Source organism: Delftia sp. BGA-UO-ETr-SB1, assembly GCF_059567865.1.
Map to the genome: position 1 here is coordinate 677,639 of NZ_JCAQOW010000006.1, position 24,521 is coordinate 702,159.

23 protein-coding genes are annotated in these 24,521 nt (G+C 69.6%); 14 read left to right on the forward strand and 9 right to left on the reverse strand.

What is annotated here, in order from left to right; translation table 11 throughout:
• Nucleotide 1: 1 nt before the first annotated feature.
• Nucleotides 2-694, forward strand: coding sequence for an HAD family hydrolase (locus tag AC57B5_RS21935; RefSeq protein ID WP_012207775.1), 693 nt, complete (start codon nucleotides 2-4; stop codon nucleotides 692-694).
• A 19-nt stretch (nucleotides 695-713) separates the two neighbouring features.
• On the opposite strand, the gene AC57B5_RS21940 is transcribed toward AC57B5_RS21935, so the two are convergent.
• Together AC57B5_RS21940 and AC57B5_RS21945 are read right to left on the reverse strand one after the other, a co-directional pair.
• Nucleotides 714-1,379 (reverse strand): glutathione S-transferase family protein, encoded by a 666-nt coding sequence (locus AC57B5_RS21940; protein ID WP_013800391.1) that lies wholly within the window; start codon nucleotides 1,377-1,379, stop codon nucleotides 714-716.
• Between the two features lie 75 nt (nucleotides 1,380-1,454).
• Nucleotides 1,455-2,531, reverse strand: a complete 1,077-nt coding sequence (locus tag AC57B5_RS21945; protein WP_496400308.1) for an AraC family transcriptional regulator — start codon at nucleotides 2,529-2,531, stop codon at nucleotides 1,455-1,457.
• Nucleotides 2,532-2,667: 136 nt separating this feature from the next.
• Between AC57B5_RS21945 and AC57B5_RS21950 the strand changes: the two genes are divergently transcribed.
• Complete coding sequence (locus AC57B5_RS21950; protein ID WP_496400309.1) at nucleotides 2,668-4,386, forward strand: AMP-binding protein; 1,719 nt, start codon at nucleotides 2,668-2,670, stop codon at nucleotides 4,384-4,386.
• Between the two features lie 44 nt (nucleotides 4,387-4,430).
• On the opposite strand, the gene AC57B5_RS21955 is transcribed toward AC57B5_RS21950, so the two are convergent.
• A complete protein-coding gene (locus AC57B5_RS21955) occupies nucleotides 4,431-6,164 on the reverse strand; it encodes a Na+/H+ antiporter (RefSeq protein WP_013800394.1) in 1,734 nt (577 codons plus the stop codon).
• Nucleotides 6,165-6,256: 92 nt separating this feature from the next.
• Between AC57B5_RS21955 and AC57B5_RS21960 the strand changes: the two genes are divergently transcribed.
• The 5 genes from AC57B5_RS21960 to AC57B5_RS21980 all read left to right on the forward strand — a co-directional run bounded on the left by AC57B5_RS21960 (nucleotide 6,257) and on the right by AC57B5_RS21980 (nucleotide 12,561).
• Complete coding sequence (locus AC57B5_RS21960; RefSeq protein ID WP_034397395.1) at nucleotides 6,257-7,864, forward strand: carboxyl transferase domain-containing protein; 1,608 nt, start codon at nucleotides 6,257-6,259, stop codon at nucleotides 7,862-7,864.
• A gap of 34 nt (nucleotides 7,865-7,898) precedes the next feature.
• A complete protein-coding gene (locus AC57B5_RS21965; RefSeq protein WP_012207769.1) occupies nucleotides 7,899-8,684 on the forward strand; it encodes an enoyl-CoA hydratase/isomerase family protein in 786 nt (261 codons plus the stop codon).
• Nucleotides 8,685-8,750: 66 nt separating this feature from the next.
• Nucleotides 8,751-9,500 carry a DUF4126 domain-containing protein gene (locus tag AC57B5_RS21970; RefSeq protein WP_496400310.1) on the forward strand — a complete coding sequence of 250 codons (750 nt, stop codon included), beginning with the start codon at nucleotides 8,751-8,753 and terminating at the stop codon, nucleotides 9,498-9,500.
• 51 nt (nucleotides 9,501-9,551) lie between these two features.
• Nucleotides 9,552-11,570, forward strand: a complete 2,019-nt coding sequence (locus AC57B5_RS21975) for an acetyl/propionyl/methylcrotonyl-CoA carboxylase subunit alpha (RefSeq protein ID WP_496400311.1) — start codon at nucleotides 9,552-9,554, stop codon at nucleotides 11,568-11,570.
• Nucleotides 11,571-11,640: 70 nt separating this feature from the next.
• Entirely contained in the window at nucleotides 11,641-12,561 is a 921-nt protein-coding gene (locus tag AC57B5_RS21980; RefSeq protein WP_496400312.1) for a 2-hydroxyacid dehydrogenase, read from the forward strand.
• A gap of 9 nt (nucleotides 12,562-12,570) precedes the next feature.
• Here AC57B5_RS21980 and AC57B5_RS21985 read toward each other — a convergent pair whose 3' ends face one another.
• The 3 genes from AC57B5_RS21985 to AC57B5_RS21995 form a co-directional block, all read right to left on the reverse strand.
• A complete protein-coding gene (locus tag AC57B5_RS21985) occupies nucleotides 12,571-13,605 on the reverse strand; it encodes a Bug family tripartite tricarboxylate transporter substrate binding protein (RefSeq protein WP_496400313.1) in 1,035 nt (344 codons plus the stop codon).
• Nucleotides 13,606-13,697: 92 nt separating this feature from the next.
• The gene (locus tag AC57B5_RS21990; RefSeq protein ID WP_496400314.1) at nucleotides 13,698-14,579 is read right to left on the reverse strand and encodes a beta-keto acid cleavage family enzyme; all 882 of its coding nucleotides are present in this window, start codon (nucleotides 14,577-14,579) and stop codon (nucleotides 13,698-13,700) included.
• Nucleotides 14,576-15,538, reverse strand: a complete 963-nt coding sequence (locus tag AC57B5_RS21995) for a 3-hydroxyacyl-CoA dehydrogenase family protein (RefSeq protein WP_496400315.1) — start codon at nucleotides 15,536-15,538, stop codon at nucleotides 14,576-14,578. Before AC57B5_RS21995 ends, AC57B5_RS21990 begins: the two co-directional genes overlap by 4 nt.
• A gap of 91 nt (nucleotides 15,539-15,629) precedes the next feature.
• Between AC57B5_RS21995 and AC57B5_RS22000 the strand changes: the two genes are divergently transcribed.
• The 7 genes from AC57B5_RS22000 (at nucleotide 15,630) to AC57B5_RS22030 (ending at nucleotide 21,500) form a co-directional block, all read left to right on the forward strand.
• Nucleotides 15,630-16,538 carry a LysR family transcriptional regulator gene (locus AC57B5_RS22000; protein WP_496400316.1) on the forward strand — a complete coding sequence of 303 codons (909 nt, stop codon included), beginning with the start codon at nucleotides 15,630-15,632 and terminating at the stop codon, nucleotides 16,536-16,538.
• A 109-nt stretch (nucleotides 16,539-16,647) separates the two neighbouring features.
• Entirely contained in the window at nucleotides 16,648-17,589 is a 942-nt protein-coding gene (locus AC57B5_RS22005) for a hydroxymethylglutaryl-CoA lyase (RefSeq protein ID WP_043820259.1), read from the forward strand.
• A 2-nt stretch (nucleotides 17,590-17,591) separates the two neighbouring features.
• Nucleotides 17,592-18,095 (forward strand): YbaK/EbsC family protein, encoded by a 504-nt coding sequence (locus tag AC57B5_RS22010; RefSeq protein WP_013800403.1) that lies wholly within the window; start codon nucleotides 17,592-17,594, stop codon nucleotides 18,093-18,095.
• Nucleotides 18,095-18,337, forward strand: a complete 243-nt coding sequence (locus AC57B5_RS22015; protein WP_049801477.1) for a DUF1289 domain-containing protein — start codon at nucleotides 18,095-18,097, stop codon at nucleotides 18,335-18,337. Before AC57B5_RS22010 ends, AC57B5_RS22015 begins: the two co-directional genes overlap by 1 nt.
• Before the next feature lie 23 nt (nucleotides 18,338-18,360).
• Nucleotides 18,361-18,996: a DsbA family protein gene (locus AC57B5_RS22020; RefSeq protein WP_207442743.1), complete on the forward strand. Its 636-nt coding sequence runs from the start codon at nucleotides 18,361-18,363 to the stop codon at nucleotides 18,994-18,996.
• Nucleotides 18,997-20,850, forward strand: a complete 1,854-nt coding sequence (locus AC57B5_RS22025; protein WP_099732655.1) for a DUF294 nucleotidyltransferase-like domain-containing protein — start codon at nucleotides 18,997-18,999, stop codon at nucleotides 20,848-20,850.
• The gene (locus AC57B5_RS22030; protein WP_496400317.1) at nucleotides 20,847-21,500 is read left to right on the forward strand and encodes a 3'-5' exonuclease; all 654 of its coding nucleotides are present in this window, start codon (nucleotides 20,847-20,849) and stop codon (nucleotides 21,498-21,500) included. The genes AC57B5_RS22025 and AC57B5_RS22030 overlap by 4 nt, the downstream gene beginning before the upstream one ends.
• A 21-nt stretch (nucleotides 21,501-21,521) precedes the next feature.
• Here the strand turns inward: AC57B5_RS22030 and AC57B5_RS22035 are convergent, their stop codons facing one another.
• From AC57B5_RS22035 to AC57B5_RS22045, 3 genes are all read right to left on the reverse strand, one after another.
• On the reverse strand, nucleotides 21,522-22,157 hold the full coding sequence (locus AC57B5_RS22035) for a YbhB/YbcL family Raf kinase inhibitor-like protein (protein ID WP_063328542.1): 636 nt from the start codon (nucleotides 22,155-22,157) through the stop codon (nucleotides 21,522-21,524).
• 217 nt (nucleotides 22,158-22,374) lie between these two features.
• Nucleotides 22,375-24,108, reverse strand: a complete 1,734-nt coding sequence (locus tag AC57B5_RS22040; RefSeq protein ID WP_012207754.1) for a cation acetate symporter — start codon at nucleotides 24,106-24,108, stop codon at nucleotides 22,375-22,377.
• Complete coding sequence (locus AC57B5_RS22045) at nucleotides 24,105-24,413, reverse strand: DUF485 domain-containing protein (RefSeq protein ID WP_013800408.1); 309 nt, start codon at nucleotides 24,411-24,413, stop codon at nucleotides 24,105-24,107. The genes AC57B5_RS22040 and AC57B5_RS22045 overlap by 4 nt, the downstream gene beginning before the upstream one ends.
• Nucleotides 24,414-24,521 lie beyond the last annotated feature (108 nt).

Sequence of the window (24,521 nt, forward strand, 5' to 3'; positions counted from 1 at the left end):
CATGACTGCTTTCGAGGCCGTGCTCTTCGACTGTGACGGCGTGCTCGTCGACAGTGAATCCATCACCAACCGCGTGCTGTGCACCATGCTCAATGAATCGGGCTGGCCCATCAGCACCGAGGAATGCCTGCGCGAATTCATCGGCAAGACCGTGCGCAGCCAGGCCGCGCTGATCGAGGCGCGCACCGGCAAGCCGCTGACCGACGCATGGATGGCCGCCTTCTACGAGCGCCGCAACGCCGCGCTGCGCGCCGAGCTGGTGGCCATTGACGGCGCGCTGTCCGCCGTCAGCGAGTCCCATGCGCTGTGCGCTGGCCGCATCGCCTGCGCCTCGGGCGCGGACCGCGCCAAGGTGGAGATGCAGCTGGCCCAGGTCGGCATGGCCCCGTATTTCGAGGGCCGCGTCTTCAGCGGCCATGAGCTGCCGCGCAGCAAGCCCTTTCCCGATGTGTACCTGGCCGCCGCCGCCGCCCTGGGCGTGGAGCCGGCGCGCTGCCTGGTCATCGAGGACACGGTGACCGGCGTCACCGCCGGCGTGGCCGCAGGCGCCACGGTCTGGGGCTACTTCCCGGCCGACCAGGGCCATGCCTCGGCCGAGCAACTGCTCGAAGCCGGCGCCAGCTGCGTGTTCGGCGACATGGGCGAGCTGCCGGCCATGCTGCGCGCCATCGGGCAGGCCAGCGCCAGCGCTTGAGCTTGAACTTGAGCCGGCCCTAGCGCAGCCGCGGCGAAGGCGTCTCGTCCACGGCCTGCGCACGCGCGGCCTGCTGCTCGGCCTGCAGCGCCCGCTGGAAGGCGGGCCGCTGCTGCAGGCGCTGCCAGTAGGCCTGGGTGGCAGGCCCCCATTGCGGCTCCATCTCCAGGTGCGCCGACAGCATCAGCGCATAGCCCACAGCCACGTCGGCAGCGGTGAAGCGGTCTGCCGTGAGCCAGTCGCGCTGCTCCACGGCCTGCTCCACGGCGCGCAGCCGCGCGAGGAACCAGCGCTGGTAGTCCTGGGCCACCTGGGGCTGGCGCCGTTCGGCCGGCTCGAAGTGCGCATAGCGCAGCACCAGGGTCTGCGGGAAGGTCAGCGTGGCATCGCTCATGTGCAGCCAGTTGAGGTAGGCCGCGAAGCCCGCCTCCTGCGGCTGCACGGACAGGCCCGCCCCGGGGTGCAGGGCGGCCAGGTATTCGCAGATGGCGGCTGACTCGGTCAGCCTGGCCTCGCCGTGGCGCAGCAGCGGCACCGTGCCCAGCGGGTTGAGCTCCAGGTAGCTGCGCTGCAGCACGCGCGGCGGAAACGGCAGCATGTGCAGCGTGTAGGGAAGCTGCAGTTCTTCGAGCATCCACAGCGCGCGGAAGGAGCGCGCGCTGACGCAATGGTGGAGATGGTGCATGCGCAAAGCCTAGGCCAGATGCGCGGACGGCGGCAGTCGCGCAGGATGCAAATCGCGCCAGGATGCGCGCGGCCCTCACTCGGGCCGGACTCGCGCGCTCTTGCGGAATTCGGAAGGCGACAGCCCCGTCCACAGCCTGAAGGCGCGGATGAAGCTCTTGTCGTTGAGAAAGCCGCAGGACTGGGCGATGCGCTTGATGGGCCGGCTGGTGCGCAGCAGCAGGGCCACGGCACGCTCGCGCCGCACCTCGTCCTTGAGCGCCTGCAGCGAGGCGCCTTCTTCCTTGAGCTGGCGATGCAGGCTGCGCTGGGACAGGTGCAGCTGGCGCGCCAGCGTGTCGGCCGTCTGCAGGCATTCGGCGTCGGCCGCCAGCAGCTGGCGCACGCGCTGCACCAGCTGGCGCTCGCGCCGGTAGGGGCGCACCTGCAGCGGCAGGGCGCGCTGCAGCATGCGCTGCAGCGCAGGCTCGTCGCGCGTCAGCGGCATATCCAGAAAACGCGCGTCGAACTGTAGGCAGGCCCGGGCCGCGCCAAACTCCACCTCGCCCGGCGGGAACAGCAGCGCATACACGCCCGCATGCGGCGGGGGAGCGAAGGGAAAGCAGGCGCGCCGCAGAGGCAGCGGCTCATCGATGAACCAGCTGGCCAGGCCGTGGATATTGCGCAGCACCGACAGCAGGCAGAACTCGCGCATGGCGCCCAGCGTGGAAAGCTCCTCGATGGCCAGCGTGGCCAAACCGTCTTCCTGCGTCAGCGTGAGGCGGATGTCGTCGGCCAGCAGGCCATGGTGGCGGCACCAGCGCGCCAGCGCCAGGCCCAGCTGCTCGCTGCCCATGCTGGCGCGTGCCAGCATGCCGTAGCTGCCCCAGGGCAGGCGCCGGGAGAACCAGCCCAGGGCCTCGTCGTCGAGTTCGCGCATGGCGGCATCGGACAGTGCCTCCATCTGCAGCGCCGTGATGCACTCGTTGCGCTCTTTGACGGAGTCTGGCGCGATTTGTGCCTTCTCCAAGGCGGACAGGGCGCTGATGCCCCGGCGTTCGTAGGCCAGCATAATGGCCTGCACAAAGGCCATGGGCGTGACTGCAGGGTGTGCGGAGGCCATGGTGGCGGCCGCCTGGGGCAGGGGGGTCTTGACCAGCGAGGGGGTGAACATGCTGGCAATTATTGCAACCTTCGTGGCCTGTTCTGCTCGGGGTTGGCCCTTATGCTGCCACGCAATAGCTGCCGTGACGGGGCAGGCCACTGCATTTGCCCGTCCCAGGCGCCGCCGACGACACAGGAGACAACGCATGCCCGCCCAGAACGCCCCGCTCGCTTCCAGCCATGCCCAAGGCCGCACCGATGTGCCGCTGATCGAGCAGACCATCGGCGATTTCTTTGCCGACATGGCGGCCCGCCAGCCCGATCGCGAGGCCCTGGTCAGCCGCCACCAGGGCCTGCGCTACAGCTATGCCGGCCTGCACAGCGAGGCGCGCCGCCTGGCCAGCGCGCTGCTGGGCCTGGGGCTGGACAAGGGCGACCGCGTCGGCATCTGGTCGCACAACAACGCCGAATGGGTGCTGATGCAGCTGGCCACCGCCCAGGTCGGCCTGGTGCTGGTCAACATCAATCCGGCCTACCGCACCTCCGAGGTGGAGTACGCGCTCAACAAGGTCGGCTGCAAGGCCCTGGTGACCATGGCGCAGTTCAAGACCAGCGACTACCTGGGCATGCTGCGCGAACTGGCCCCCGAGCTGGCCACGGCCGAGCCCGGCCGCCTGCATTGCGCGCGCCTGCCCCAGCTGCGCAGCGTGGTCTGGATCGACGTCGCAGGCCAGGGCGAAGAGCAGCCCGGCATGCTGCGCTTTTCCAGCCTGCTGGCGCGCGGTGATGCGCAGGATGCGCGCATCGACACCGTGGCCGCCACGCTCAAGAACACCGACCCCATCAACATCCAGTTCACCAGCGGCACGACGGGCTTTCCCAAGGGCGCCACGCTGACCCACCGCAACATCCTGAACAACGGCTTTTTCATTGGCGAGTGCATGCGGCTGACGCCCGAGGACCGGCTGTGCATTCCCGTGCCGCTGTACCACTGCTTCGGAATGGTGCTGGGCAATCTGGCCTGCTTCACGCATGGCTCGGCCATCGTCTACCCGAATGACGGATTCGATCCGCTGCTGGTGCTGGAGACCGTGCAGGCCGAGCGCTGCACGGGCCTGCACGGCGTGCCCACGATGTTCATCGCCGAGCTGGACCACCCGCGCTTCAAGGAGTTCGACCTGAGCACGCTGCGCACCGGCATCATGGCCGGCTCGCCCTGCCCCATCGAGGTGATGAAGCGCGTGGTCAGCGACATGCACCTGTCCGAGATCACCATCGCCTACGGCATGACCGAGACCAGCCCCGTCAGCTGCCAGAGCGATGCCGATACGCCGCTGGAGCGCCGCGTGTCCACCGTGGGCAAGGTGCAGCCGCACCTGGAAGTGAAGATCGTCGACCCGGCCACGGGCGAGGTCGTGGCGCCCGGCGTCTCGGGCGAGCTGTGCACGCGCGGCTACTCGGTCATGCACGGCTACTGGGGGGACGAGGCCCGCACGCGCGAGGCCATCGACGACGATGCCTGGATGCACACGGGCGACCTGGCCACCATGGATGAGCAGGGCTACGTGAACATCGTCGGCCGCATCAAGGACATGGTGATCCGCGGCGGCGAGAACATCTACCCGCGCGAGATCGAGGAATTCCTCTACCGCCATCCCCAGGTGCAGGACGTGCAGGTGGTCGGCGTGCCCGACGCGCGCTACGGCGAGGAGCTGTGCGCCTGGATCATCGTCAAGCCCGGCCAGGCGCTGACCGAAGACGGCGTGCGCGACTTCTGCAAGGGCCAGATCGCCCACTACAAGGTGCCGCGCTACATCCGCTTCGTCGAGGCCTTCCCGATGACGGTGACCGGCAAGATCCAGAAATTCAAGATCCGCGACGAGATGATCGCCATGCTGGATCTGCGCCCGGCCAGGACCGCCTGAGGGCTGCTTTCATGCACTGCCGCCAGCTGTCCACCGCGTGCCGCCTAGTGCGTGCCGCCTTCGGGCGCGGCCACGGCCGAGGCTGCAGCGCGGCGCGCCACCACCAGGCGCTTGCGCAGCGAGATCTCCTGCATGTCCAGCTCGCTGACCAGGCGGCGCAGCGACTCGTCGTTGATGCGGTGGGCCTGGCGCTCGGCGTAGAGCGCGTCGCGCTCCTGGTGGATGCAGCGCAGGCGCAGCTCGATCTCCAGCAGGTAGCGCAGCTTGCGCTGGCGCACGACTTCGGGCGCCTCGCGCTGGATCTCGATGCTGGAGGCCGTGCCGCTGCCGTCGTCCAGCAGCTGGACGCGGTTGCGGTACTCCTGCGTCAGGTGGCCCATGACTTCCTGGTGCATGGCCACCCATTCGGGCGTGTGGCCCTGGATCTCTTCCTCGCTCAGCGTCAGCCCGCCAATGGCGGACTGGCAGGCGGCCACGCGCGCCAGGCGCTCCTCGCGCACCGTGGGCGATTCGCCGGGCTGGGGCATGCGGCGCAGGATCAGCGGCAGGGCGATGCTGCCCAGCACCAGGGTGAACAAGATGGTGCCCGTGGCCAGGAAGATCAGCATCTCGCGGCCCGGAAAGGGCTGGCCGTTGTTCAGCAGCATCGGCACGGACAGCGCGCCGGCCAGCGTCACGGCGCCGCGTATGCCGGCCATGGTGGTGGCCAGGTTCAGCAGGTGCGAGGGGCGCTCTGCCATCTTTCCCTGGAAGTGGGCGCGAGCCAGGCTGCGCTGCACGCCCAGGGTCAGCCAGATCCAGCGCATCAGCAGCAGCGCGCTGGAGATGATCACCACATAGCCCACCAGCACCCACCATTCGCTGCCCGCATCGTGCAGCGTCACGCCGATGATGGACGGCAGCTGCAGGCCCAGCAGCAGGAAGATGGCGCCGTTGAACGAGGCTTCCACCATGCTCCAGGTGCCCTCGGTCTGCAGCCGCTCGCTGATGTAGCTGCTGCGCTCCAGGTCGGCGAAGTTGGTGGCAATGCCCGCGGCCACGGCCGACAGGATGCCCGACACGCCGATCTTTTCGCCCACGATGTAGGCGGCGAAGGGCAGCAGGATCAGCAGCAGCACCATCTGCGTGGCCGCCACGTCGCCCAGGCGGCGCGTGATGGTGCTGCGCGCATAGGAAAAGCCCCAGCCGATCAGCGTGCCCACGCCCAGGCCGCCCAGGGCCATCCACATGAATTCCTTGGCCACCTCGGTCCACGAGAACAGGCCGGTCAGCGTGGCGGCAATGGCGAACTTCAGCGCCACCAGGCCCGAGGCGTCGTTGAGCAGGGACTCGCCCTCGAGGATGTGCATGGTCTTCTCGGGCATGCCCAGGTTGCGCGTGATGGCCGAGACGGCCACGGCATCGGTGGGCGAGACCACGGCGGCCAGCGCGAAGGCCACGGTCAGCGGCATGCCGGGCACCAGCCAGTGGATCAGCCAGCCCAGCCCCACCACCGTGAACAGCACCAGGCCCAGCGCCAGGCGCAGGATGGGGCGGTACAGCGAAAAGAACTCGCGCTTGGGGATGCGCCAGCCGTCGGCGAACAGCAGCGGCGGGATGAACAGCAGCAGGAACAGCTCGGGATCGAAGGCGATGTGCAGGCCCTTTTGCGGCCAGGCGATCAGCGCTCCCAGGGCGATCTGTATCAGCGGCAGCGGGATGGCGCGCACATAGCGCGCGGCAATGCCGGTCAGTGCCCCCAGCAGCAAAACGAGCAAGACGATTTCAACGGTGTGCATACGGCATTTTCCCCAGCCCGGGCCGCCGTTCTTTGCAGCACATTCGAAAAAACCAAGCGCCCGCATCGGGCAAACACAAGAAGAGGCCACACATGAGCATTCTGGGCACCCAACTCAATCCGCGTTCGGCGGACTTCCTGGCCAATGCCGCCGCCATGCGCGCCGTGGTCGAAGACCTGCAGGCCCAGGTGGCCAAGGTCGCCGAGGGCGGCGGCGAGGCCGCGCGCGCCAAGCACGTGGCGCGCGGCAAGCTGCTGCCGCGCGACCGCGTGGCCATGCTGCTGGACCCGGGCACGCCCTTTCTGGAGATCGCGCCGCTGGCCGCGCTCAACATGTACCGCAACGACGCACCCGGCGCGGGCCTGATCGCCGGCATCGGCCGCGTCAGCGGCGTGGACTGCATGATCGTGTGCAACGACGCCACGGTGAAGGGCGGCACCTACTACCCGATGACGGTGAAGAAGCACCTGCGCGCCCAGGAGATCGCCGCGCAGAACCGGCTGCCCTGCATCTACCTGGTGGACTCGGGCGGCGCCAACCTGCCCAACCAGGACGATGTGTTTCCCGACCGCGAGCACTTCGGCCGCATCTTCTTCAACCAGGCCAACATGAGCGCCGAGGGCATTGCCCAGATCGCCGTGGTCATGGGCTCGTGCACGGCCGGCGGCGCCTATGTGCCGGCCATGAGCGACGAGTCCATCATCGTCAAGAACCAGGGCACCATCTTCCTGGGCGGCCCGCCGCTGGTGAAGGCCGCCACGGGCGAGGTGGTCAGCGCCGAGGACCTGGGCGGCGGCGACGTGCACACGCGCCTGTCGGGCGTGGCCGACCACCTGGCCCACAACGACACCCACGCGCTGGCGCTGGCGCGCCAGTCCGTGGCCAACCTCAACCATGCCAAGCAGCCTTCGGCTGGCGACCTGCCGCCCGAGGCGCCGCTGTTCGACGGCGGCGAGCTGTACGGCGTGATCCCCGTGGACACGCGCAAGCCCTTCGATGTGCGCGAGATCATCGCCCGCGTGGTGGACGGCAGCCGCTTCGACGAGTTCAAGGCCCGCTTCGGCGCCACCCTGGTCTGCGGCTTTGCGCGCATCGAGGGCATGCAGGTGGGCATCATCGCCAACAACGGCATCCTGTTCAGCGAATCGGCCGTCAAGGGCGCGCACTTCATCGAGCTGTGCTGCCAGCGCAAGATCCCGCTGGTCTTCCTGCAGAACATCACGGGCTTCATGGTGGGCCGCAAGTACGAGAACGAAGGCATTGCCCGCCACGGCGCCAAGCTGGTCACGGCCGTGGCCACGGCGGCCGTGCCGAAGTTCACCATCATCATCGGCGGCTCCTTCGGCGCGGGCAACTACGGCATGTGCGGCCGCGCCTACTCGCCGCGCTTCCTGTGGATGTGGCCCAACGCGCGCATCTCGGTCATGGGCGGCGAGCAGGCGGCCAGCGTGCTGGCCACCGTCAAGCGCGACGGCATCGAGGCCAAGGGTGGCCAGTGGACGGCCGAGGAGGAAGAGGCCTTCAAGGCCCCCATCCGCCAGCAGTACGAGGATCAGGGCCACCCCTATTACGCGACGGCGCGCCTGTGGGACGATGGCGTCATCGACCCCGCCGACACGCGCCGCGTGCTGGCGCTGGGCCTGGCGGCCACGCGCAACGCTCCCATAGAGGACACGCGCTTCGGCGTGTTCCGCATGTGACGGCGGCCCCTCTTTCCTTGCAGCGAGGTACTTCATGAAAACCACCGCACTGACCCTCGAATTCCAGGGCCCCCTGGCCACCATCACGCTGACCCAGCCCGAAGTGCGCAATGCCTTCAGCGACGAGGTCATCGCCGACATCACCCAGGCCTTCCACTCCGTGGGCAAGCGCAGCGACGTGCGCGCCGTGGTGCTGGCCGCCGAGGGCCCGGCCTTTTGCGCAGGCGCCAACCTCAACTGGATGCGCCGCATGGCCGACTACTCGCGCGACGAGAACCGCGAGGACGCCGGCCTGCTGGCCGAAATGCTGCGCGTGATCTACGAATGCCCGCAGCCCACCATCGCGCGCGTGCAGGGCGATGTCTATGCGGGCGGCATGGGCCTGGTCGCTGCCTGCGACATGGCCGTGGCCGCCGAGGGCGCGGGCTTTTGCCTGTCCGAGGTGAAGATCGGCCTGATCCCCGCCACCATCAGCCCCTACGTGATCCGCGCCATGGGCGCGCGCGCCGCCCACCGCTACTTCCTGACCGGTGAGCGTTTCGACGCGGCCGAGGCGCTGCGCATCGGCTTCGTGCACCGCGTGGTGGCGGCAGACGAGCTGGACAACGCCGTGGACGGCCTGCTCAAGCACCTGGTCAGCGCCGGTCCCGCCGCCGCCCGCGCCTGCAAGCGCCTGGTGATCGACGTGGCCGAGCGCGAGATCAACGAGCAGCTGATCGCCGCCACCGTCGAAGGCATCGCCGACATCCGCGCCAGCGCCGAGGGCAAGGAGGGCGTGCAGGCCTTCCTGCAAAAGCGCAAGCCGGCCTGGCTGGCCTGACACGCGCGGGCTGCCCATTCATCGCGCCACCACCGAGCAACGCCGAGCCAACGCCGAGTCAACACCATGAGCACCCTGACCGACTCCCTCGTCCAGTGGCTGCAGTCCGTGGGCCTGTACCCGGGCCCGGCCGTGCACCACACGGTCAGCGAGGCGGCTGGCGAAGTGGCCGAGCGCGTGGGCCAGGCCACCAGCGGCATGGACATGGCCGGCCTGCTGGCGCTGGCCGCCGCACTGGGCTGGGCCAGCGGCTTTAGGCTCTACGCCGTGGTCTTCGTGACCGGCCTGCTGGGGGCGCTGGGCTGGGTGGCGCTGCCGGGCGGGCTGCATGTGCTGGAGCATCCGGCCCTGCTGTTCGCCAGCGGCGCGCTGCTGTTCGTGGAGTTCTTCGCCGACAAGATCCCCGGCGTGGACTCGGTCTGGGACCTGCTGCAAAGCGTGATCCGCATCCCGGCGGGCGCGGCGCTGGCGGCCGGCGTCTTCGGCGCCGACAGCGCGACCATGGCCACCATGGCGGCCCTGATGGGCGGCTCGCTGGCCCTGTCCAGCCAGGTGGCCAAGAGCACGGCGCGCGCGGCCATCAACACTTCGCCCGAGCCGTTTTCCAACGTGGGCGCGAGCCTGGTGGAGGACGGTGCCTCGGTGGGCGCGATCTGGCTGGCGCTCACGCATCCGCTGGCCTTCGCCGCCGTGCTGCTGGTCGTGGTCATCGCCCTGTGGCTGCTGACCTGGGCGCTGTGGCGCTTTCTCAAGGCCGTGGTGCAGCGCCTGGGCTCGCTGTTGGGCGGGTCTCCCGCGATGAACCAAAAACCATAGCCGCCGGTCGCCGAATGACCGGGGCTGCAGAGAAAACACTGGAGATAACGCATGTTCAAGAAGATCCTGATCGCCAACCGCGGTGAAATCGCCTGCCGCGTCGCGGCTTCCGCCCGCCGCATGGGCGTGCGCACCGTGGCCGTGTACTCGGACGCCGATGCCCGCGCCAAGCATGTGCAGGCCTGCGACGAGGCCGTGCACATCGGCGGCAGCGCGCCCAAGGACAGCTATCTGCGCTGGGAACGCATCCTGGAGGCCGCCAAGGCCACGGGCGCCCAGGCCATCCACCCCGGCTACGGCTTTCTCAGCGAGAACGAGGAATTCGCCCAGGCCTGCGCCGATGCCGGCCTGGTCTTCATCGGCCCGCCGCCCTCGGCCATCCGCGCCATGGGCCTGAAGGCGGCCTCCAAGCAGCTCATGGAAAAGGCCGGCGTGCCCCTGGTGCCCGGCTACCACGGGGCCGACCAGGACCCGCAGCTGCTGCAGCGCGAGGCCGACCGCATCGGCTACCCGGTGCTGATCAAGGCCAGTGCCGGCGGCGGCGGCAAGGGCATGCGCCTGGTCGAGCGCAGCGAGGACTTTGCCGCCGCCCTGGCCAGTTGCCAGCGCGAGGCCATCAACAGCTTCGGCGACGATGCCGTGCTGGTCGAGAAATACGTGCTGCGCCCGCGCCATATCGAGATCCAGGTCTTTGGCGACACCCAGGGCAACTGCGTCTACCTGTTCGAGCGCGACTGCTCGGTCCAGCGCCGCCACCAGAAGGTGCTGGAGGAGTCCCCCGCGCCCGGCATGACGCCTGCGCTGCGCCAGAAGATGGGCGAGGCCGCCGTGGCCGCCGCCCAGGCCGTGAACTACGTGGGCGCGGGCACGGTGGAATTCATCGTCGAGCAGCCCGGCGGCTACGACCAGCCCGAGGCCATGAAGTTCTACTTCATGGAGATGAACACCCGCCTGCAGGTCGAGCACCCGGTGACCGAGGCCATCACGGGCGAGGACCTGGTGGACTGGCAGCTGCGCGTGGCCAGCGGCCTGCCCCTGCCCAAGCGCCAGGACGAGCTGCGCATCACCGGCCACGCCATCGAGGCGCGCATCTGCGCAGAGAACCCCGACAACGGCTTCCTGCCCGCCACCGGCACCCTGCATGTCTACCGCAAGCCCGACTGCGCCAGCTTCCATGTCGGCGACGTGCGGGTGGACGACGGCGTGCGCGAGGGCGATGCCATCAGCCCCTTCTACGACTCCATGATCGCCAAGCTCATCGTGCATGGCGACACGCGCGACCAGGCGCTGGCGCGGCTCGATGCCGCCCTGGCCGAGACACGCATCGTGGGCCTGGCCACCAATGTGCAGTTCCTGCGCCAAGTCATCGCCAGCGATGCCTTTGCAACCGCCAAGCTGGACACGGCGCTGATCGAGCGCGAGAAGCAGCACCTGTTCCACCAGCAGCGCCTGCCCCAGGCCCAGGCCGTGGCCGCCGCCGTGGCCCAGGTGCTGCAGGCCGAGCGCGCGCAGGAAACCGCCGACCCCTTCAGCCGCCGCGACGGCTGGCGCTCGCACGGCCTGGCCGAGCGGCGCTGGGACTTCCGCCAGGGCGAGGCCGCCGTGCCCGCGCGCCTGCGCTACCTGCATGACGGCGCGCTGCAACTGGCCGTGGGCGAGGGCGAGTCCCTCGCCGAGGGCCTGCTGTCCTGGCAACAGGCCGGGGACGGCGCCTTCGACGTGCAGTTCGCGGGCCAGCGCCTGCGCGCCCAGGTCCATGTGCTGGGCGAGCAATGCCATGTGTTCGCCCCCCAGGGCGCAGCCGTGCTGGGCCTGGCCGATCCGCTGGCCCACGCGGGCGAGGTGCAGTCCGAAGGCGGCCGCCTGACGGCGCCCATGCCGGGCAAGGTGGTCTCCTTTGCCGTCAAGGCCGGCGACAAGGTCAGCAAGGGCCAGCCGCTGGCCGTGATGGAGGCCATGAAGATGGAGCACACCATCGCCGCGCCCGGCGACGGCGTGGTGGCCGAGCTGCTGTATGCGCCCGGCGACCAGGTGACCGAAGGCTCCGAGCTGCTGCGCCTGGAAAGCTGAGCCCGCAGGCAAGACAGTTTTGCGCAAAAGTCGCGCGTGGGCGTCGCCAGGCCGTTAGGCTTGTCCACCTATGCGAGTGACTTTCTGCTGCGAAGACACCAGGCCCGACGCCTGGCTGCAAGGACTGCGCGCGGCCCTGCCGGGCGCCGAGGTGGACATCTGGTCGCCGGGCGCGCCGCAGGCCGACTACGCCCTGGTCTGGGCGCCACCCCAGCGCTTCATCGACGAGCAGCCGGGCCTCAAGGCCCTGTTCAACATCGGCGCCGGCGTCGATGCGCTGCTGCCGCTGCGCCTGCCGGCCGGGCTGCCCGTCTACCGCCTGGAGGACGCCGGCATGGCCGTGCAGATGGCCGAATACGTCAGCCAGGCCGTGATCCGCTTCTTCCGCGGCCTGGACGGCTACGAGGCCGACATGGCCGCCGGCCTGTGGCAGCACCGGCCCAATCCCCGGCGTGCCGACTACCCCGTGGGCGTCATGGGGGTGGGCCGCATGGGCGAGCGCGTGGCGCGCGCGCTGACGGTGTTCGATTTCCCCGTCAACGGCTGGAGCCGTACGCCGCATGCCATCGACGGCGTGCGTGGCTTCTGCGGCCCGCAGGACTTCGACGCCTTTCTGCGCGCCACCCGCATCCTCGTCAACCTGCTGCCGCTGACGCCCGAGACCGACAGCATCATCGACGCGCGCAGCCTGGCCCTGCTGCAGCCGGGCGCTTATGTCATCAACGTGGGACGCGGCGGCCATGTGGCGGACGAGGACCTCATCGCCGCCATCGACGGGGGCCATGTGTCCGGCGCTTTGCTCGACGTGTTCCGCACCGAGCCGCTGCCCGACGGCCATGCCTTCTGGCGGCATCCGCGCATCACGCTCACGCCCCACACCTCGGCCCGCACCCTGGCGCGCGACAGCGTGGAACAGATCGTGGGCAAGGTCGCGGCGCTGAGCCGGGGCGAAGCCGTGAGCGGCCGCGTGGACCTGCAGCGCGGCTACTGACGGGCGCGCTCAGTCCAGCGTCACGCCGGTGCTGCGCACCAGCGCGCCCAGGCGCTGGGAGTCGCTCTTGATCAAGGCACCGAATTCGGCGGCCGTGCCGCCCACGGCCGGCGTGCCGATGGCCTCCCAGCGCGTGCGAAAGGCCGGATCCTTGAAGATGGCGTTGACCGTGGCATTGAGTTTGTCGATGGCGGCGGGCGGCGTGCCCGCGCGCACGGCAATGCCATGCCAGCCCGTGATCTGGTAGCCGGGCACGCCGGCCTGGGCCATGGTGGGCACATCGGGCAGCACCTTGGTGCGCTCGGCCGAGGTGACGGCCAGCGGGATCAGGCGCCCGCCCTGGATGTGCTGCAGCGAGCTGCCCACGATGTCGAACATCACGCCCACCTGGCCGCCGATCAGGTCGTTGAGTGCCGGTCCCGCACCCCGGTAGGGCACATGGCCCAGCTTGACCTGCTCCATGGAGTTGAACAGCTCGCCCGCCAGGTGCTGGGGCGTGCCGTTGCCGGCCGAGGCAAAGCTCAGCGTCTTGCCCGTTTTGGCCAGGGCCAGCAGCTCGGCCACGGACTTGACGCCCAGCGAGGGATGGACCTCCAGCACCAGCGGGAAGGCCGACAGCTGCACCACGGGCTCCAGGTCCTTGAGCGGGTTGAAGGGCATGCTCTTGTACAGCGAGGAATTCACGGCCATGGGGCCGCTGGCGGCCAGCAGCAGGGTGTGGCCGTCGGCGGGCGCCTGGCGGGCCACCTCGGCGCTGCCCAGGTTGCCGCCCGCGCCGCTCTTGTTCTCCACGATGACGGTCACGCCCAGGCGCTGCTGCAGCTCGGGCTGCAGCATGCGTGCCATCAGGTCGGTGGGGCCGCCGGGCGGATAGGGCACGACGAAGCGGATGGTCTTGCTGGGGAACGCCGGCGACGGGGTCTGGGCCGAGGCCTGGCCCGCCAGGCCCAGGGCCATGAAGGCCAGGGGAAGCGCCGTGAATGCGGTGGCTGCCTTGATTTTGGCGATGGCGTCACGCCGCGTGCCGTGGGTGGGCTGTTGCATGGTTGTGTCTCCTGCCTGTGGTTGGAATGGAAGGCCCGTCTTGTGCGGGCTCATGGGCCTATCGGCTTATGGGCCTGTAAGGCGCCTGGTGCTCAGCCCGGTGTGAAGCGCCGGCGTATGTCGTCGGCCGTGGCCAGGGGGCGGCCCAGCGCCTGGGCGGACACCACGGCCTGGCGGACCAGGGCGGCGTTGTCGGGCGCGGTGTGGCCGTCCTTGGCCAGCAGGTTGTTCTCGAAGCCCACGCGCGCATGGCCGCCAAACGCGGCGGCTGCCGCGATGCAGGTGTTTTCCGTGGCGCCGAAGGCGCACACGGCCCAGGGCTCGCCGCCGTCATGCGCCGCAAGAAAGGGCAGCAGGTCCTGCGGCCGCGAGGTCTGGCCCGCGCTGTAGCGGCCCAGCACGAAGAGCAGGAACCACGGCGCCTCGGGCACCACGCCCTGGGCGCGCAGCGCCTGCCAGCGGCGCAGGTCGGCCACGTCGTAGAGGATGACCTGCACCATGACCTGGTCGCGCACCAGGCCCGTGAAAAAGTGCGCCAGTCCCGCATCGCCGATCTCGGGCTGGTCGATCTCGCGCAGGCCGATGGAGACGGCCTCGGGCCGCAGCGCCTGCACCATGGCGATCTGCTCGGGCGCGCGGTAGACGCCTGCGGCCTCGCTGGTGATCTGCACCACCATGTCCGTGCCCACGGCCTCGCGCACCACGCGCCAGGCTTCGCGGTAGCCGTCCACATCCAGGCTGTGGCGCCCCTGGGCGTCGCGGATGTGCATGTGGATCATCGCCGCGCCGGCATCCAGGCAGGCGCGTGCCGTGGCGGCCAGCCTCTGTGGCGTGATCGGCAGTGCAGGGTGGTCGGCCGGCTGCTTGTAGGCGCCATTGGGGGCCACGGTGATGATCAGCGGGTCGCTCCACTGCGACGTGGTTGACGTGGGCGCTGTGGACGACGCGGTTGACGTGGGGACCGGCGTGCTCATGGCGTGTCCTGTGCCTGCTCCGGCACCGGCAGCTCGCTGGCCAGCAGGGCCAGGCCCTGGCGCAGCAGCGCGTCGTAGCGGGCACGCTCGGCCAGGCGGCGCTCCTCGGGCCAGTCGAAGAAGCCCTTGCCGGTCTTCATGCCCAGATCGCCGCGTGCCACGCGATCGCGCAGTGCCTGGGCCGGCACATCGGTGTTGGACAGCGTGGGGTACATGGTGGCGGCCGCCGCGCAGTGCACCTCGATGCCCGCATGGTCGCGCTGCAGCACGGGGCCGGCTGCCAGGAAGCGGAAGCCGAAGCCGAAGCGCACGGCGGCATCCACATCCTCGGGCGAGGCAATGCCCTCGTCGATGAGGGCGAAGGCCTCGCGTGACAGCGCGTGCTGCATGCGGTTGGCCAGAAAGCCGGGCTTGTCCTTCTTCACCAGCACCGGCACGCTGCCGCAGCCGCGCATGAAGGCATGCAGCCACTGGCCCAGGGCCGGATCGCTGCGTTCTCCCAGCACCACTTCCACCAGTGGCACCAGGTGGGCGGGCATGAAGAAGTGCAGGCCCAGCATGCGCTGCGCCGTGGGCAGGCCGCTGGCGATGGCGCTGATGGGAAAGCCCGAGCTGTTGCTGGCCAGCACGGCGTCGGCCGGCGCATGCGCCTCAAGTTCGGCGAACAGCGCCTGCTTGGCATCCAGTCGCTCGGTGATGCATTCCACCACGAGGGCGACGCCGTCCCAGGCCACATCCTCCAGCGCCGCGCAGACCGAGACCTGGGCCGCGCACCTTGCAAAGCCGGCCGTGGCCAGCTCGATGGCAATGTGCTGCAGCAGCAGCTCGCGCCGTGCCGCGCCGGGGTCGACCACGGTCACCAGGGCGCCGCCCCGGGCCAGGACCACGGCCACATCGGCACCCATGGTGCCTCCCCCGACGACCACCGTGCGCGCGTTGCGCGGCGAACTGCTGTGCATGCTGTCTCCTGCTGATTTCATGGATTTGAGGCGCAGTCTAGGTAGCCGTCATTGAACGGTAAAGACGCATTTTTCGATAAACTGATCGGCCATGAAGATCAATTGGTCGGCCCGCGAGGTCGATGTCTTTCTGGCGCTGGCCGATTCGCTGAGCTTTCGGCGCACGGCGCTGCAGATGCACCTGTCGCAGTCGGCCGTCTCGGGCACGCTGGCGCGGCTGGAAGAGATGCTGGGCGCGCGCCTGTTCGAGCGCACCACGCGCGCCGTGGAACTGACCCAGGCCGGCGAGGTCTTCGCCGAGCAGGCGCGCATCCTGCGCCACCAGATGGACGAGACCGTGCGCCGCGTGCAGGAGGTGGCCCAGGTGCAGGTGGGCCGGCTGGCGCTGGCGGCCCTGCCTTCGCTGGCCGCGGGCCTGCTGCCCCGCGTGCTGGCGCGCTTTGCGGCCGAGCATCCGGGCGTGCACCTGGAGCTGTTCGACAGCCTGGCCGGGCCGGCCTTCGACATGGTGCGCGCGGGCCGCGTGGACTTTGCGCTCACGGCGGCCAACCCCGCCTATGCCGACCTGGACTACCTGCCCCTGGCCTCCGACCGCTTCGTGCTGCTGCTGGGCAGCGGCCATGCGCTGGCGCGCGGGCGCGGCGATCTGGGCTGGGCCGACGTGGCCCATCTGCCCCACATCTCCATGCCGGCCGGCACCAGCGTGCGGCAGTACGCCGACGAGGCCCTGCTGACCCACGGCATACGCTTTGCGCCCCAGTACGCCGTGGAGCACCTGGCCACCATCGCGGCCATGGTGGCTGCCGATCTGGGCGTGAGCGCGCTGCCCCTGCTGGCCGCCCAGGTGGTGCAGCGGCCGGAAGTGGTGGCGCGCCCGCTGGCACGGCCGGTGCTGCGCCGCCCCATCGGCCTGGTGCGCCTGAGCGGCCGCCGCCTGTCGCCGGCTGCCGCGCGCATGGTGGAGATGCTGCGCGAGGAAATGGCGGCCCTGCCGGGCTGAAGGGGGTGCTGGCAGCCGTTGTGCATGGCCCGGCAGGATATGGGGTGGTGCCCGGACCTGCAAGACTGGACAATAGGGGCCGTACCCGTCATCCCGGTGAGAACACCCCATGAGCATTCCTTCCCGCGTCAAACTCGTCGATGTAGGCCCCCGCGACGGCCTGCAGAATGAAAAACAGCCCGTGCCCGCCGCCGTCAAGATCGAGCTGGTGCACCGCCTGCAGGAAGCCGGCCTCAAGGAAATCGAGGTCACCAGCTACGTCAGCCCCAAATGGGTGCCGCAGATGGCCGACAACGCCGAAGTCATGGCCGGCATCGTCCGCCGCCCCGGCGTGCGCTACAGCGTGCTCACGCCCAACATGAAGGGCCTGGAGGCCGCGCTGTCGGCGCCGCGCGAACTGTGGCCCGACGAGATCGTGGTCTTCGGCGCAGCCAGCGAGGCCTTCAGCCAGAAGAACATCAACTGCTCCATTGCCGAAAGCATCGAACGCTTCGCCCCCGTGGCCGAGGCCGCACGCGCCCAGGGCATCTACGTGCGCGGCGCCATGAGCTGCACCGTGGGCTGCCCCTACGAAGGCGAGATCGCCCCCGAGCGCGTGGCCTACCTGGCCGGGCTCATGAAGGGCATCGGCGTGCAGCATGTGGGCGTGGCCGACACCATCGGCGTGGGCACGCCCGTCAAGGTGCGCAAGGCCATCGAGGCCACGCTGCAGCACTTCGCCATCGACGATGTCTCGGGCCACTTCCACGACACCTACGGCCAGGCCGTGTCCAACACGCTGGCCGCGCTGTCGCTGGGCGTGTGGCAGTTCGACACCTCGGTGGCGGGCCTGGGCGGCTGCCCCTACGCCAAGGGCGCCACGGGCAATGTGGCCACGGAGGACGTGGTCTACATGCTGCAGGGCATGGGCATAGAGACCGGCATCGACCTGGACAAGCTGATTGACGCCGGCCAGTTCATCAGCGACCACCTGGGCCGCCCCACGCAGTCGCGCGTGGCCAAGGCACTGCTCACCAAGCGCGCCAGCGCGGCTGCATGCGAGGCGGTGTGAGCATGTGCGGATCTGAACTCCACCATCTTCCCGAAGGCGTGCAGCGCGTGGCGGCCTTCCTGCAGCAGGCCGGCCACGGCGACGGACCGCGCATGCTGGACGGCGCCGCGCGCACGGCCCAGGAAGCGGCCGACCAGCTGGGCATCCTCGTGGGCCAGGTGGCCAAGAGCATCATCTTCCGCCGCCGCAGCGACGGCGTGGCCGTGCTGGTCGTGGCCTCGGGCGACCGCCGCGTGGACGAGAAGAAAGTCGCCGCCCTGGTCGGCCCCGTGGGCCGTGCCGACGCCGATTTCGTCAAGGCGCAGACGGGCTTTTCCATCGGTGGCGTCAGCCCCGTAGCCCATGCCAACACGCCCGTGACCCTGGTGGACAGGGAACTGCAGCGTTTCGACACGGTCTGGGCGGCCGCCGGCCATCCGCATGCGGTGTTCGCGGCCACGCCGGCCGCGCTGCAACTGCTGGCCGGTGCGCCCTGGGCCGACGTGGTGCAGGAGGTGGCGGCATGATGGGCCCCAAGGAAATGCTGGCCCAGAAGGCCCGCGCCGCATACGCTCCGCGTGCCGAAGAGGAGCCCGTGCTCTCGCCCTGCATCTCGGTCTGCCGCATGACGCCCGACCGCAGCCATTGCGAAGGGTGCTTTCGCACCATCGACGAGATCCGCGCCTGGTCCAAGTCCGATGCGCCGCAGCGCCTGGCGATCTGGAACGCGCTGCTGGAGCGCGCAGGCATCGCGGCCACCGCACCCTAGATCCCCATCACGACGCACCCGCCATGAAGCAGATCACCTTCCATCTCGACTTCATCTCGCCCTATGCCTGGCTGGCGTTCGCGCAACTGCCGCAGGCGCTGCAGGGCATCAGCCACCACATGCAGTACCGCCCCGTGCTGCTGGGCGCGCTGCTGCAGCGCCACGCCAACCCGGGACCGGCCGGCATCGCGGGCAAGCGCGAATGGACCTACCGCCATGTGAGCTGGCTGGGCCATGCCACGGGCGTGGGGCTGGACATGCCGGCCCGCCATCCGTTCAACCCGCTGCCGCTGCTGCGCCTGGCGCTGGAGTGCAGCGATGACGGCACCATCAACCGCTTTGTGGCGGACGCCGTGCTGCGCCATGTCTGGCTGGGCGGCGCCGACGCGCTGGACCCCGCGCGGCTCGACGCACTGCGCGCCACGCTGGCGCCGCAGCTGCGCACGGATGCGGCGGACAACGCCAAGCGCCTGCTGCGCGAGAACACCGAGGCCGCGGCCGCGCAAGGCCTGTTCGGCGTGCCGGCCTGGGAGGTCGATGGCCGCCTCTTCTGGGGCCTGGACAGCCTGCCCATGCTGCGTGCCTACCTGGAAGGCGATGGCTGGTTCGACAGCGGCTGGGACGCGGCTGCAAGCGTGGAGCAAGGCCTGAAGGTTTGAATGGCGGGGCTGGAACAACGGCCCCGCCCCATGCCCAACGCCTTCAACTTCGCCGCCTCTCCCTTCGACTGCCTCACGCCCGACGAACAGGCGCTGGTGCGCGATGGCGTGGACATCGCCTACTTCCCCGAAGGCGCCGTGGTGCTGGACGCCGGCTCTGCGCCCACCCACCTCTTCGTCATCATCAAGGGCCATGTGGTGCAGACCGAGGGCGATGAGGTGCTGGCCAGCTACGGCCCCGACGACAGCTTCGACGGCCGCGCCCTGGTGGCCGGCCGCACGGGCAGCCGCTTCACCGTGGCCGAGGAACTCATCGCCTACCAGCTTGCGCGCGAAACCGTGGGCGAACTGATCGCGCGCAACACGGCCTTTGGCGCCCTGCTGTTCTCCGACCTGGGCCACAAGCTGGGCACATTGGCCCAGCGCGCCGACCGGCACGAATTGCAGTCGCTGACGCTGGCGCGCGTGGACCAGGCCTATCTGCGTGCCGCCCATGTGGTGGACGCGGCCACCGACATCGTCTCCGTGGTGCGCCTGTTCCATGCCGAGCGCACGACCTGCGTGCTGGTCTCGGGACTGCCGCAGGGCGGCCTGGGCATCTTCACGGGCACCACGCTGCAGCGCACCATCCTTGACGGCCGCCCGCTGGACCGGCTGGCCGTGGGCGAGTTCGCCAGCCAGCCCGTGTTCACCGTGCGCGCCGACGACCAGCTGGGCGATGCCCTGGTCGTGCTGCTGCGTGCACGCGTGCACCGGCTGGCCGTGCTCGATGCACAGGGCCAGGTGCTGGGCATCCTGGAGGCGCTGGACCTGTTCAGCTTCCTGGCCAACCACTCCCACCTGATCACCGTGCAGATCGAGCAGGCCGCCGACCTGCAGGCGCTGGAGCAGGCCGCCGCCCAGATCACGCGCCTGGTGGCCGCCCTGCACCGGGGCGGCACGCGGGTGGCGCTGATGGCGCGGCTGGTGCAGCAGCTCAATGCCCGCCTGTTCGAGCGTGCCTGGCAGATGCTGGCGCCGCCGGACCTGGTGGCCCACAGCTGCCTCTTCGTCATGGGCAGCGAGGGGCGCGGCGAGCAATTGCTCAAGACCGACCAGGACAACGGCCTGCTGCTGCGCGACGGCTATGCGCCGCCCCAGGACCTCGATGCCATCTGCGCGCGCTTTTCCGCGCAGCTGCAGCGCTTTGGCTACCCCGAATGCCCGGGCGGCATCATGCTCAGCAATCCGCAGTGGCGCGGCACGGTGGCCAGCTTCGGCAGGCAGGTGCGCGAATGGCTGATCCTGCCCGGCCCCGAGGGCCTCATGCACCTGGCGATCTTCCTGGACGCCCATGCCGTGGCCGGCGATGCCGCGCTGCTGGCCACGGTGCGGCGCGACCTGATGGCGCTGGCCCTGGACAGCGATGCCCAGGTGGCGCGCTTCGCCTCGGCCGTCGACGCCTTCGCGCACGAGCCGGGCAGCTGGTGGGAGCGGCTGCTGGGCCGCGGCGGCGAGGGCGCGCCCGTGCACCTCAAGAAGGCCGGCATCTTCCCCATCGTGCATGGCGTGCGCAGCTTGGCGCTGTCCCAGCGCATCGCCGCCACCGGCACGGCCGAGCGCATCGCGGCCCTGGTGGACAAGGGCGTGCTCGACGGTGCCCAGGGCCAGGAGCTGCTCCAGGGCCTGCATTTCCTCATGGGCCTGCGCCTGCAGGCGGGACTGGCCGAGATCGACCTGGGCCGCCCCGTCACCGGCCATGTGGACCCGGCTCGCCTGAGCAGCCTGGAGCGCGACCTGCTCAAGGACACGCTGGCCGTGGTGCGGCGCTTCCGCGAACTGCTGCGCCAGCGCCTGCGGCTGGACGCCGTATGAGCGCGGCGCCCTTGCAGCGCTGGTTGGCGGGCCTGCGGCGCAACTGGCAGCGGCGCAGGCTGGCGGACCCCGCCTATGCCTTTCTCTTCGACGCGCCGCCGCCCGGCGAATGGGTGGCGCTGGACTGCGAGACCACGGGCCTGGATGTGCGCTGCGACCAGATCATCTCCATCGGCGCCGTGCGCATCGTGGGCGAGCGCATCCTGTCCAGCGAACGCCTGGAACTGCTGGTGCGCCCCTCGCGCAGCGTGCCTGGCGACAGCGTGCGCATCCACCGCCTGCGCGAGCGGGACCTCGCCCGGGGCCTGGCCATCGAGGACGCGCTGGCGCAGCTGCTGCGCTTCATCGGCAGCCGCCCGCTGGTCGGCTACTACCTGGAATTCGACGTGGCCATGATCGAGCGCGTGCTGCGCCCCTGGCTGGGCACGGGCCTGCCCAACGAGCGCATCGAGGTCTCGGCCCTGTACTACGACCACCGCTTCCGGCAACTGCTGCCCTGGCAGCAGCAGGCGCCCGAAATCGACCTGCGCTTTGCCACGCTGATGGCCGACCTGGGCCTGCCGCAGCGCGAGGCCCACGACGCGCTCAACGACGCCGTGATGGCGGCGCTGGCCTTCATCAAGCTGCGCAGGCTGGCCGGCGCGACGTAGGGCGCCCGGAAAGGCGTTCGCTCAAGCGGCGGAGACTGACGGGTTCAGGCTGTACAGGCCGGTGATGCTGGCCTTGCCCAGCACCTGGCCGGCTTGCAGCGCCGCGCGCACATTGGCGCCGGTCAGCTCGCCGGAGACCGCCAGCGTGGGCGTGGCCAGCGCATAGACGGTGAAGATGTAGTGGTGGACGATGCTGTCGTTCCACGGAGGGCAGGGGCCGTCGTAGCCGAAGTAGTCGCCCTTCATCTGCTCGTCGCCCGCGAACCAGCCCGTGTAGTCGTTGATGCCGTGGCGCAGGCCGCCGGGGGCGGCCGGGCCGCTCTTGCCGCGCGGCGTGACGCCGTCGGACTGGGCGCCTGCCGCGATCTCGGTGGTGGCGGCCGGAATGTCCAGCAGCAGCCAGTGGAAGAAATCCACGCGCGGCAGGCTGGCCGGCACTTCGCGGCCTTCCTGGTTCACATCGTCGCCGCGGCTGGGCACGTCGGGGTCATGGCAGACCACGACGAAGGACTGCGTGCCTGCGGGCGCGCCGCTCCAGGCCAGGTGCGGGTTGCGGTTGGACGACAGCGCCACGTGCGAGGCCGCATCGGGCACCGCGAACGCGAATTCGCCGGGAATCGCCTGGCCGTCCTGGAAGCTTTGGCTGATGAGTTGCATGTCGGATCTGTCCTGTGCGTTGAAGAGGGAAGCGGTGCTGCACAGGCGAAGCTGCGCAGACCCCGCAAGTCTAGAGGCCTGGACGGCGCCGGCCATCGCAGATCCGATCACTCGCCTTCTCCAGCCGATCAATCTGAGGGCGGCTGCTGCCACGCCAACGAAAAAGCCGGGCGCTGGGCCCGGCTTTTCATGGTGGGAGCCTGAGGGGCTCAGTGGCTCAGTGGCCCGAAGCTCCCGAGGCGCCAAGGCCTGTTTCCGAGCGCACCTGCTGCGCGGGGAAGATGGCGCGTTCCTTGGCGGCCTGGGCGCTCTTGTCGAGCACCGAGAACAGCCACACGCCCACGAAGCCGATGGTCATGGAGAACAGCGCGGGCGAGGCGTAGGGGAACCAGGCCGAGCCTGCGGGGTTGCCCAGCGTGGCCTCCCACACCGGGGGCGAGACCACGGTCAGGCCCACGGAGGAGATCAGGCCCATGAAGCCGCCGATCACCGCGCCCTTGGTGGTGCAGTCCTTCCACAGCACCGACAGCAGCAGCGGGGGGAAGTTGGCCGAGGCCGCGACCGCGAAGGCCAGCGACACCATGAAGGCGATGTTCTGCTTCTCGAACACGATGCCCAGCAGCACGGCGATGGCGCCCAGCGTCAGCGTGGTGATGCGCGAGACGCGCAGCTCGGCGGCGCTGTCGGCCTTGCCCTTCTTGATCACGGTGGCGTACAGGTCATGCGACACGGCCGAGGCGCCCGACAGCGTCAGGCCCGCGACCACGGCCAGGATGGTGGCGAAGGCCACGGCCGAGATGAAGCCGTAGAACACGTCGCCGCCCACGCTCTTGGCCACCAGCACGGCCGCCATGTTGGCCGTGCCCGCGCCGCCGTGGATCACGCCCTTGACCGTATCGGCCATCTCGGGGTTGGTCAGCACCAGGGTGATGGCGCCGAAGCCGATGATAAAGATCAGCACGTAGAAGTAGCCGATCCAGGTCGTGGCCCAGAACACGCTCTTGCGCGCTTCCTTGGCGTCGGGCACGGTGAAGAAGCGCATCAGGATGTGGGGCAGGCCCAGCGTGCCGAACATCAGCGCCATGCCGAAGCTGATGGCCGAGATCGGGTCCTTGATGAAGCCGCCCGGGCCCATGATGGCCAGGCCCGCCTTGGCGGCGGCCGAGGGGTCGGCGCCGTTGTTGGCAGCGATCTCGGAGCGCACGCGCACGCCTTCGGCGAACAGCGCCTCGGGGCTGAAGCCGTACTTGGCCAGCACCATGAAGCCCATGAAGGTCACGCCGGCCAGCAGCATGCAGGCCTTGATGATCTGCACCCAGGTCGTGGCCGTCATGCCGCCGAACAGCACGTAGATCATCATCAGGCCGCCCACCAGCACCACGGCGATCCAGTAGTCCAGGCCGAACAGCAGCTTGATCAGCTGGCCCGCGCCCACCATCTGCGCGATCAGGTAGAAGGCCACCACCACCAGCGTGCCGCTGGCCGCGAAGGCGCGGAACGGCGTCTGGGAGAAGCGGTAGCCTGCCACGTCGGCGAAGGTGAACTTGCCCAGGTTGCGCAAGCGCTCGGCCAGCAGGAAGGTCAGGATGGGCCAGCCCACCAGGAAGCCGATGGAGTAGATCAGGCCGTCATAGCCGCTGGCCATGACCGAGGCCGAGATGCCCAGGAAGGAGGCGGCCGACATGTAGTCGCCCGCAATCGCCAGGCCGTTCTGAAAGCCCGTGATTCCGCCGCCGGCCGTATAGAAGTCGGCGGCCGACTTGGTGCGGCCTGCGGCCCACTTGGTGATCCACAGCGTGGCCACGACGAAGGCCGTGAAGAGAATGATGGCGGTCCAGTTGGTGGCCTGCTTGGCGGCCACGCCGACATCGCCGCCGGCGGCCAGCACGGGCCCCGTCAGGGCCAGCGCCACGGCGGGCGCCAGCAGCATGCGTTGTGCGGAATTCTTCATTTCGTGGCGTCCTTCAGGATGTCCTGGGTGAGCTTGTCGTACTCGCCATTGGCGCGGCGCACGTAGAGGCCGGTGATGATCACCGAGAAGACGATCACGCCCATGGCGATCGGGATGCCCAGCGAGGTCACGCCCGCGCCAATGGGCTGGGCCAGAAATGATTTGTCGAAGGCAATCAGCGCGATATAGCCGTAATAAACGACCAGCATCAGCAGCGTCAGAAAAAGGCCCAGGCGATTGCGTCTGGATCGCAACTCCTGGTATTTGGGATGGCGCTGTATTTTGTCTACCACCGGATCGGTCATGGTTTGTCTCCTGAAGTTGGAATCGCGGCGGCAGCCCCATGGATCTGCAGCCTTGCGGCGCATTCTGGAAAGCGCTTCTGACCGAGTGCTTACGCAGTGCAGCATGGT

What these genes read in the sequence shown, in the direction of transcription:
- AC57B5_RS21935 (WP_012207775.1), top strand. Translation starts at nt 2, where the DNA reads ATGACTGCTTTCGAGGCCGTGCTCTTCGACTGTGACGGCGTGCTCGTC.
- AC57B5_RS21940 (WP_013800391.1), bottom strand. Translation starts at nt 1,379, where the DNA reads ATGCACCATCTCCACCATTGCGTCAGCGCGCGCTCCTTCCGCGCGCTG.
- AC57B5_RS21945 (WP_496400308.1), bottom strand. Translation starts at nt 2,531, where the DNA reads ATGTTCACCCCCTCGCTGGTCAAGACCCCCCTGCCCCAGGCGGCCGCC.
- AC57B5_RS21950 (WP_496400309.1), top strand. Translation starts at nt 2,668, where the DNA reads ATGCCCGCCCAGAACGCCCCGCTCGCTTCCAGCCATGCCCAAGGCCGC.
- AC57B5_RS21955 (WP_013800394.1), bottom strand. Translation starts at nt 6,164, where the DNA reads ATGCACACCGTTGAAATCGTCTTGCTCGTTTTGCTGCTGGGGGCACTG.
- AC57B5_RS21960 (WP_034397395.1), top strand. Translation starts at nt 6,257, where the DNA reads ATGAGCATTCTGGGCACCCAACTCAATCCGCGTTCGGCGGACTTCCTG.
- AC57B5_RS21965 (WP_012207769.1), top strand. Translation starts at nt 7,899, where the DNA reads ATGAAAACCACCGCACTGACCCTCGAATTCCAGGGCCCCCTGGCCACC.
- AC57B5_RS21970 (WP_496400310.1), top strand. Translation starts at nt 8,751, where the DNA reads ATGAGCACCCTGACCGACTCCCTCGTCCAGTGGCTGCAGTCCGTGGGC.
- AC57B5_RS21975 (WP_496400311.1), top strand. Translation starts at nt 9,552, where the DNA reads ATGTTCAAGAAGATCCTGATCGCCAACCGCGGTGAAATCGCCTGCCGC.
- AC57B5_RS21980 (WP_496400312.1), top strand. Translation starts at nt 11,641, where the DNA reads ATGCGAGTGACTTTCTGCTGCGAAGACACCAGGCCCGACGCCTGGCTG.
- AC57B5_RS21985 (WP_496400313.1), bottom strand. Translation starts at nt 13,605, where the DNA reads ATGCAACAGCCCACCCACGGCACGCGGCGTGACGCCATCGCCAAAATC.
- AC57B5_RS21990 (WP_496400314.1), bottom strand. Translation starts at nt 14,579, where the DNA reads ATGAGCACGCCGGTCCCCACGTCAACCGCGTCGTCCACAGCGCCCACG.
- AC57B5_RS21995 (WP_496400315.1), bottom strand. Translation starts at nt 15,538, where the DNA reads ATGCACAGCAGTTCGCCGCGCAACGCGCGCACGGTGGTCGTCGGGGGA.
- AC57B5_RS22000 (WP_496400316.1), top strand. Translation starts at nt 15,630, where the DNA reads ATGAAGATCAATTGGTCGGCCCGCGAGGTCGATGTCTTTCTGGCGCTG.
- AC57B5_RS22005 (WP_043820259.1), top strand. Translation starts at nt 16,648, where the DNA reads ATGAGCATTCCTTCCCGCGTCAAACTCGTCGATGTAGGCCCCCGCGAC.
- AC57B5_RS22010 (WP_013800403.1), top strand. Translation starts at nt 17,592, where the DNA reads ATGTGCGGATCTGAACTCCACCATCTTCCCGAAGGCGTGCAGCGCGTG.
- AC57B5_RS22015 (WP_049801477.1), top strand. Translation starts at nt 18,095, where the DNA reads ATGGGCCCCAAGGAAATGCTGGCCCAGAAGGCCCGCGCCGCATACGCT.
- AC57B5_RS22020 (WP_207442743.1), top strand. Translation starts at nt 18,361, where the DNA reads ATGAAGCAGATCACCTTCCATCTCGACTTCATCTCGCCCTATGCCTGG.
- AC57B5_RS22025 (WP_099732655.1), top strand. Translation starts at nt 18,997, where the DNA reads ATGGCGGGGCTGGAACAACGGCCCCGCCCCATGCCCAACGCCTTCAAC.
- AC57B5_RS22030 (WP_496400317.1), top strand. Translation starts at nt 20,847, where the DNA reads ATGAGCGCGGCGCCCTTGCAGCGCTGGTTGGCGGGCCTGCGGCGCAAC.
- AC57B5_RS22035 (WP_063328542.1), bottom strand. Translation starts at nt 22,157, where the DNA reads ATGCAACTCATCAGCCAAAGCTTCCAGGACGGCCAGGCGATTCCCGGC.
- AC57B5_RS22040 (WP_012207754.1), bottom strand. Translation starts at nt 24,108, where the DNA reads ATGAAGAATTCCGCACAACGCATGCTGCTGGCGCCCGCCGTGGCGCTG.
- AC57B5_RS22045 (WP_013800408.1), bottom strand. Translation starts at nt 24,413, where the DNA reads ATGACCGATCCGGTGGTAGACAAAATACAGCGCCATCCCAAATACCAG.